Below are 6,853 nucleotides of genomic sequence, written 5' to 3'. Positions count from 1 at the left end.
CGGCCGTCGAGCCGGAAGAGCCGCGCGTAGTCGGGTCGTTCGGTCACGGCTGGCTCCTCGCACCGGTCGACGGACGGATGATGGCCATCCGCGTCACGGTGAGCTCCTCGATGGCGAAGCGAGGCCCCTCGCGTCCAACGCCCGAGTCCTTCACCCCGCCGTACGGCATGACGTCCGAACGGAAGCCGGGCACCTCGTTGACGACGACGCCGCCCGTCTCGATGCGATCGATCGCGCGGAACGCGGTGTCGAGCGAGGCCGTGAAGACGCTGGCGTGCAGGCCGTAGCGCGAGCGGTTCACGACCTCGAAGGCCTCACCCACAGACGCGACCGACCGCACGGCCACCACGGGCCCGAAGACCTCCTCGTCCCACGCGAGCTGCCCGTCGGGGACGTCGAGGAGCACGGTCGGCGCCACCACGCCCTCACGCACGTCACCGCCTCGCACGAGCGTTGCCCCGGCTGAGACGGCCGACTGCACCCACGCGCGGACGCGCTCAGTGGAACGTTCGTCGATGAGGGCCGAGACGCGCGTCTCCGGCGAGCGCGGGTCCCCGACGACGACATCGCCGATCCGGGCGGACAGCGCGCCGAGGAAGGCGTCGCGGACGGCCTCCACGACGACGACGCGCTGAACCGAGATGCAGGCCTGCCCGGAGGCGTAGTAGCCACCCCGGATGACCGCATCGGCGGCGGCCTCCAGATCCGCGTCCTCGGCAACGACGAGCGCCGAGTTCGAGCCGAGCTCGAGCAGGACCTTCGTCGGCGCCGCGTCCCTCGCGATCTGGTGCCCCACCGCGGCAGATCCGGTGAACGACACCGCGCCGACGCGTCGGTCCGTCGTCAGCGCCACGCCGACGTCGACCCCACCGGTGAGCAGCTGCACGAGCCCCCGTGGTGCACCGGCCGCCGCGAGCGCCTCGCGGACGAGGTGGACGAGCCACAGCGTGGCAAGAGGCGTCTGCGGAGCGGGCTTGACCACCACGGGACATCCAGCCGCGAGGGCCGGGGCCAGCTTGTGGGAGGCCAGCAGCAGCGGGTAGTTGTACCCGGCGATCCCGACGACGACGCCGATGGGCCGGCGCACCCAGAACCCGAGCAGGCCCTCACCGCTCGGCAGCAGGTCGAGGGGCACCGTCTCACCGTGGAGGCGCGCGACCTCCTCGGCGGCGGTCGTCAGGGTCAACAGCGTCCGGTCGACCTCGACGCGGCAGTCGACGAGCGGCTTGCCCGTCTCGAGCACGAGGAGCTGCTCGAACTCACCCCGCCGCTCGGCAACCGCGCGGCCCGCCTCTGTCAGCGCAGCACGACGGACGTGTGACGGGAGGGAAGCCGCCAGCTCACGCAGCCCAGCGGCATACGAAACGGCTTGTGTGGCAAGCTCGGTCGACCCAACGGGCGCCTCTGCGACGAGCTCGCCGCTGAACGGGAACCGGACCTCTGTCGTCGATGCCGCGGGCACCCACTCCTCGCCGATCGGCAACCCAGCAGGGTGGGCGATGCGATGAAGACCGGTCATGAGCCACCTCCGACGAGCTCGGCCGTGCCGCCGCCGCGCAGGGCGCGGCGCATGCTCGGCGCGGCCCGCAGCAGCTGCTGCGTGTAGGGGTCCTGTGGCGACTCGTAGACCTGCTCCGTCGGGCCCAGCTCGACGATCTCGCCGGCACACATGACCGCGACCCGGTCGCAGATGTGGCGGACGACGGAGAGGTCGTGGGAGACGAAGACGAGGGTCAGACCGAGCTCCTTGACCAGGTCGGTGATGAGGTTGAGCACCTGCGCACGAACGGACACGTCGAGCGCGCTCACGGGCTCGTCGGCGATCAGGATCGAGGGCCGCGGCGCCAGGGCCCGGGCGATCGAGATCCGCTGGCGCTGGCCGCCGGAGAACTGGTGCGGGAAGCGGCCTGCCGCCTGCCGCGAGAGGCCGACCGACTCGAGGAGCTCGTGGACCCGTTCCTCCCGGGCGTCTCGATCGTGGTTGCCTTGGGCGACAAGCGGCTCCGCGACGATGTCACGCACCCGCATTCGCGGGTCGAGCGAGCCCATCGGGTCCTGGAAGACGACCTGCAGCTGCGACCGCACGAAGCCGAGATCGCGCTCGCGTCGGCCGGTGATCTCCATGCCCTCGATGAAGATCTCACCGCTCGTCGGCCGGTCGAGCGCTGCGATGAGCCGCATCAGGGTGGACTTGCCGCATCCGGATTCACCGACGATGCCGAAACGCTCCCCTCCCCCGACCTCGAAACTGACGCCCCTGACTGCCTCGACCGCGGTTCCCTTGTGCCGCAGCGACGTTCGCGGCCTGCGGTAGTGCCGCGTGACGTCACGCGCGACGATGGCCGCGCTCATCGGTCCACTCCGGCGGGGTGGACGCAGGCGTACCCGTGCTCGGGAGTCGCACCGCTCCACGGTGGGAGCACCTCGCACTCCGTGGTGGCGTGCGCGCAGCGGGTGCGGAAGACGCACCCCTCCGGAAACATCCCCGCCGGAGGCACGGAGCCGGGGATCGTCTCGAGCGGTTCGAGGGGGTCGGCGCCCTCCAGGTCGGACGCCGCGAGCAGCCCCTCGGTGTAGCGGTGCCGCGGCCGGGTGAAGACCTCCGACACCGGGCCGGCCTCGACGATGCGCCCTCCGTACATGACGAGCACCCGCTCGCAGACCGTGGCGACGACGGACAGGTCATGGGTGATGAAGAGCAGCGCCGAGTTGCGGGCCTCGACGCCCCGGACGATGAGGTCGAGGACGCGCGCCTGGACCGTGACGTCGAGCGCTGTCGTCGGCTCGTCGCACACGAGCAGCCCCGGGTCGTTCGCGAGGGCGATCGCGAGGACCACGCGTTGCCGCTGTCCGCCCGAGAGCTGATGCGGGTAGGCCCGGGCGATCTCTGCGGTGCTGGGCAACCCGACCTGGTCGAGCAGCGTGGCGACCCGCTCGCGGACCGCGCCGCGCCCTGCCTCGGGCCGATCGCCGCGGCCTGCGTGCATGACGATCGTCTCGGCGACCTGGGCGCCCACTCGCATCGTCGGGTTGAGGGCGGTCATCGGCTCCTGGAAGACCATCGAGACCTCGTTCCCCCGCACCTGCGCCAGCTCGCGGTCGCGCGCGCCGACGACGTCGTGCTCGACACCGGCGAGGCGGGCCGAGCCCGTCACGCGCGCTCCCTCGGGCAGCAGGCCAAGGAGCGCCAGGCTGGTGAGGGACTTGCCCGAGCCGGACTCGCCGATGAGGCCGACGCGCTCGCCGCGGCGGATCGAGAACGTCAGGTCGTGCAGCAGGTCGTGCCCCCCGATGCTGACGGAGAGCCCGCGCACGTCGAGCACGGGCCGCTCGTCACCGACGGCAGACATTGGGCCGTATGCCGCTGAGCCGGCTGCCGCACGATCCGCTGGGTTCACGCTCATCGCCGGTCCTCCAGCCTGGGGTCGTAGCGGTCGCGGAGGCCATCCCCCAGCAGGTTGAAACCGAGGACGGCCAGGGCGATGGCGGCACCGGGGATGAAGGCGAGCCGCGGCGCCGAGTAGAGCAGCTCCTGGCTCTCCTGGAGCATTCGGCCCCAGCTCGGTATGGGCGGCGGCGTTCCGTAGCCGAGGAAGGACAGGGCGGCCTCGGCGAGGACGGCGATCGCGAAGGCGACCGACGCCTGGACGATGACGAGGCTGCTCACGTTGGGCAGCACGTGCCGCAGGCCGATTGCCCACGGGCTGCGGCCCGCGGCACGGGCCGCCAGGATGTACTCGCTGCTCAGCACCTGAAGGGCGCCGCTGCGCACGATGCGGGCGAAGATGGGGATGGTCGCGATGCCGATGGCGATCATGGCGACGAGCGTGCTGCCGCCATAGATGGCACTGAACATGATGGCGAGCAGTAGGGCCGGGAACGCGAGGAGCAGGTCCATCGCTCGCATGACGGTTTCGCCGAGCCAGCCTGTGGCCATGGCCGACACGATCCCGAGCGGCACGCCGATCAGGCCCGCCACGCCGACCGCCACGACCCCCACGAAGAGCGTCGTGCGCGCGCCGACGAGGATCTGGCTGAACACGTCCCGGCCGAACTTGTCGGTGCCGAGCCAGTAGTCCGGATCGCCCACGTCGCGCAGGCGTGCCTCCGCGTTGACGAGGGTCGGGTCGTGCGGGGTCCAGACGAAGGACACGAGCGCCATCAGCACGACCACGGCGACGAGGACGCCGCCGACGACGAGGCTCGCGCCCGCGCGTCGCCGGACGTGCGGCTGTCCCACCAAGGGGACGGCGTCGACCTCGCCGGGCCCGCGGACGCGCTCCGTGCCTTCAATGGCCTCGGTGGGCTGAGTCGGCTCGGCTGTCATGAGTGCCCCGCCCGGAGCCGCGGGTCGATCACCAGGTAGAGCAGGTCCACGAGGAAGTTGACCAGCAGGACGGCGAAGACGAGCAGCATGACGATGTCCTGCACGAAGATGAGGTCCCGGTTCGAGACCTGGTCGAGCAGGAGACTCCCGAGACCCGGGATGACGAAGACGCGCTCGACGACGACCGCACCGATGAGCAGCGTCGCCAGCTGGAGGGCGAGCACGGTGACGACCGGTATGGCGGCGTTGCGGGAGCCGTGCCGCCACAGCGCACGGAACGGGCCCAGTCCCTTGGCCCGGGCGGTGCGGATGTAGTCCTCGCGTTGGACGTCGAGGATCGAGCTGCGGACGTAGCGGCTCAGCACCGCGCCCTGGACGAGACCGAGCGAGAGCACGGGCAGCACGAGCTGTCGCAGGAACTGGACGGGATCCTCGTTGGGCGGGGTCCAGCCGTTGGCCGGCAACCAGCCGAGCCGGACGGCGAAGACGGTGATGAGCAGGATCCCGGCGAGGAACGCCGGGACGGCGACGCCGAGCTGCGACAGGCCGGTGAGGACGAACCCGCTCGGACGGCGGTGCCGGATCGCCATCAGCGTGCCGAGAGGGACGGCGATGACGACCGCGAGGATCATCGCGCAGACGACGAGCCAGAGGGTGACCTGGAGACGGTCGAGGATCTGGGGCGCGATCTCGACCTGGGAGACGTAGCTGCGGCCGAGGTCGAAGCGCACCAGCCCCGACACCCACGAGAAGTACTGCACCACGAGCGGCTGGTCGAGCCCGAACTCCGCCCGCAGCTGCGCCACCGCTTCCTCCGATGCGTTGACTCCGAGCGCGACGCGAGCCGGGTCGCCGGGCAGGAGCACCATGAAGCCGAAGACGACCACGGAGCTCACCGCGAGGCTCGCGACCAGGATCGCGGTCCTGCGGATGACGTGCAGCAGCATGGTCCTCCAGGCTCAGCGCGGGGCGCTCAGCCGCGGCTCAGGTCGGACAGGCGGAACGACTCGGTGATCGCGTTCTTCGGCAGGCCGTTGATGCCCTTCTCGGCCACCATGAGGTTGGGCAGGAGGAAGAGGAAGTCGGCTGCAGCGTCCTGCGAGAGCTCGCGAGCCGCCTTCTTCATCAGGGTCACCTGCTCCTCCGGGGTGCCGGCGTCAGCAGCGGCCAGGTCCGCCTGCAGCTGCTTGTTGTCGTAGCGCGTGTAGTACTTCGGGTTGCCGAAGACCGCTGGCAGGTCCCGTGGCTCGACGTGCGCGACGATCGACATGTCGTAGTCCGCGTCGGTGAACACCGTGGTGAGCCAGACCGCCGGGAACTCGAGCTCGTCGAGGGTGACCTTGAAGCCGGCCTGCTCGAGCTGGCTCTTGACGACCTGCCCGCACGAGGTGGCGTAGGGCAGCGACGGCACGCGCAGCCGGAGCGGCGTCGCGGCCACACCCGTCTCGGTGACGAGTGCCTTTGCCTTCTCGAGGTCGAAGGGGTACAGCCCGGTCAGGTCCTCGTACCACGGGTCGGTCGGCGGCACCATGCTGCCGATGAGGGTCCCGCGACCCGCCCAGCAGGTGTCCAGCAGCGCCTTGTGGTTGATGGCGTACCGGACCGCCTGGCGGACCTTGAGGTCGTTCATCGGCGCCTTGCCGTTGTTGAACGAGAGCACGACTTCTCCGTTGGTCGTGCCCTCGACGATCTCGTACTTGTCGTTGTTCTGGAACTGCTGGAGCGACTCCGGCGCCTGGACGGTGCCGATGACGTCGATCGTCCCCGTGAGCAGCGCGTTGTTGAGCGCCGAGGGGTCCTTGAAGTACTTCAGGGTGACGTCCTGGAAGAACGGCTTGGTCCCCCAGTAGTTCGGGTTCGCCTTGAGGCTGATCGAGTCGCCCCGCTTCCACTCACCGAACACGTACGGGCCGGTGCCCACCGGTTTGTTCGCGAGGTCGGTGACGCCCGTCTGGGACATCATCGCGCCGATGCGGGTGGACATCTTGTAGAGCCAGTCGTTGCTCGGCTTGCTCAGCGTCACCTGCAGCTGCGTGTCACTCACGGCCTTCGCGTCGGCGACGACGTCCATGGCGGCCTTGAGCGAGACCGTCCAGTCGCTCTTGACCCGGTTGATGGAGAACACGGCGTCCTTCGCCGTGAAGGGCGTGCCGTTCGTGAACTTCGCGTTGCCGACGAGGTCGAAGGTGTAGGTCTTGTTGTCCGCGGAGACCTTCCACGCCGTGGCGAGGGCCGGCTTCAGCTCACCGGACTGGTCGACCTTGACGAGGGTCTCGTAGACGTTGTCGAGCAGCGCCTGGGGAATGGCTGCGCCGTCCTTCGTGGTGAAGTCGAGGCTCACCGGCTCCGCGACGAGGCCGACGGTGAGGGAGGTGTCGCCGGAACCGGCTGCCCCACTGGTCGGCGTCCCGTTCGACGGGCCAGATCCCGCCGAGCAGGCGGCGGTCAGGGCCAGGAGCACGACGCTCCCGGCTGCGGTGGCGAATCGGCTGAGCTTCATCGTGACTCCATCCCGTGCGGCGAATC

At 70.2% G+C, this 6,853-nt stretch carries 6 protein-coding genes; all 6 read right to left on the bottom strand.

The features are described from left to right. Nucleotides 1-43: 43 nt before the first annotated feature. The 6 genes from VIR15_RS12015 to VIR15_RS11990 are packed head-to-tail and all read right to left on the bottom strand — an operon-like array spanning nt 44 to nt 6,827. A complete protein-coding gene (locus tag VIR15_RS12015; protein WP_331927879.1) occupies nt 44-1,519 on the bottom strand; it encodes an aldehyde dehydrogenase family protein in 1,476 nt (491 codons plus the stop codon). Further along, the gene (locus VIR15_RS12010; RefSeq protein ID WP_331927877.1) at nt 1,516-2,352 is read right to left on the bottom strand and encodes an ATP-binding cassette domain-containing protein; all 837 of its coding nucleotides are present in this window, start codon (nt 2,350-2,352) and stop codon (nt 1,516-1,518) included. The genes VIR15_RS12015 and VIR15_RS12010 overlap by 4 nt, the downstream gene beginning before the upstream one ends. Next, nucleotides 2,349-3,404 (bottom strand): ABC transporter ATP-binding protein, encoded by a 1,056-nt coding sequence (locus VIR15_RS12005; RefSeq protein WP_331927875.1) that lies wholly within the window; start codon nt 3,402-3,404, stop codon nt 2,349-2,351. The genes VIR15_RS12010 and VIR15_RS12005 overlap by 4 nt, the downstream gene beginning before the upstream one ends. Beyond that, the gene (locus VIR15_RS12000; protein WP_524538098.1) at nt 3,401-4,327 is read right to left on the bottom strand and encodes an ABC transporter permease; all 927 of its coding nucleotides are present in this window, start codon (nt 4,325-4,327) and stop codon (nt 3,401-3,403) included. Before VIR15_RS12000 ends, VIR15_RS12005 begins: the two co-directional genes overlap by 4 nt. Further along, on the bottom strand, nt 4,324-5,274 hold the full coding sequence (locus VIR15_RS11995; protein ID WP_331927872.1) for an ABC transporter permease: 951 nt from the start codon (nt 5,272-5,274) through the stop codon (nt 4,324-4,326). Before VIR15_RS11995 ends, VIR15_RS12000 begins: the two co-directional genes overlap by 4 nt. A gap of 26 nt (nt 5,275-5,300) precedes the next feature. Continuing rightward, complete coding sequence (locus VIR15_RS11990) at nt 5,301-6,827, bottom strand: ABC transporter substrate-binding protein (protein ID WP_331927870.1); 1,527 nt, start codon at nt 6,825-6,827, stop codon at nt 5,301-5,303. Nucleotides 6,828-6,853 lie beyond the last annotated feature (26 nt).

The organism is Intrasporangium sp., from assembly GCF_036566125.1.
Taxonomy (GTDB): domain Bacteria; phylum Actinomycetota; class Actinomycetes; order Actinomycetales; family Dermatophilaceae; genus Intrasporangium.
This window is presented reverse-complemented; position numbering and strand designations above follow the sequence as displayed.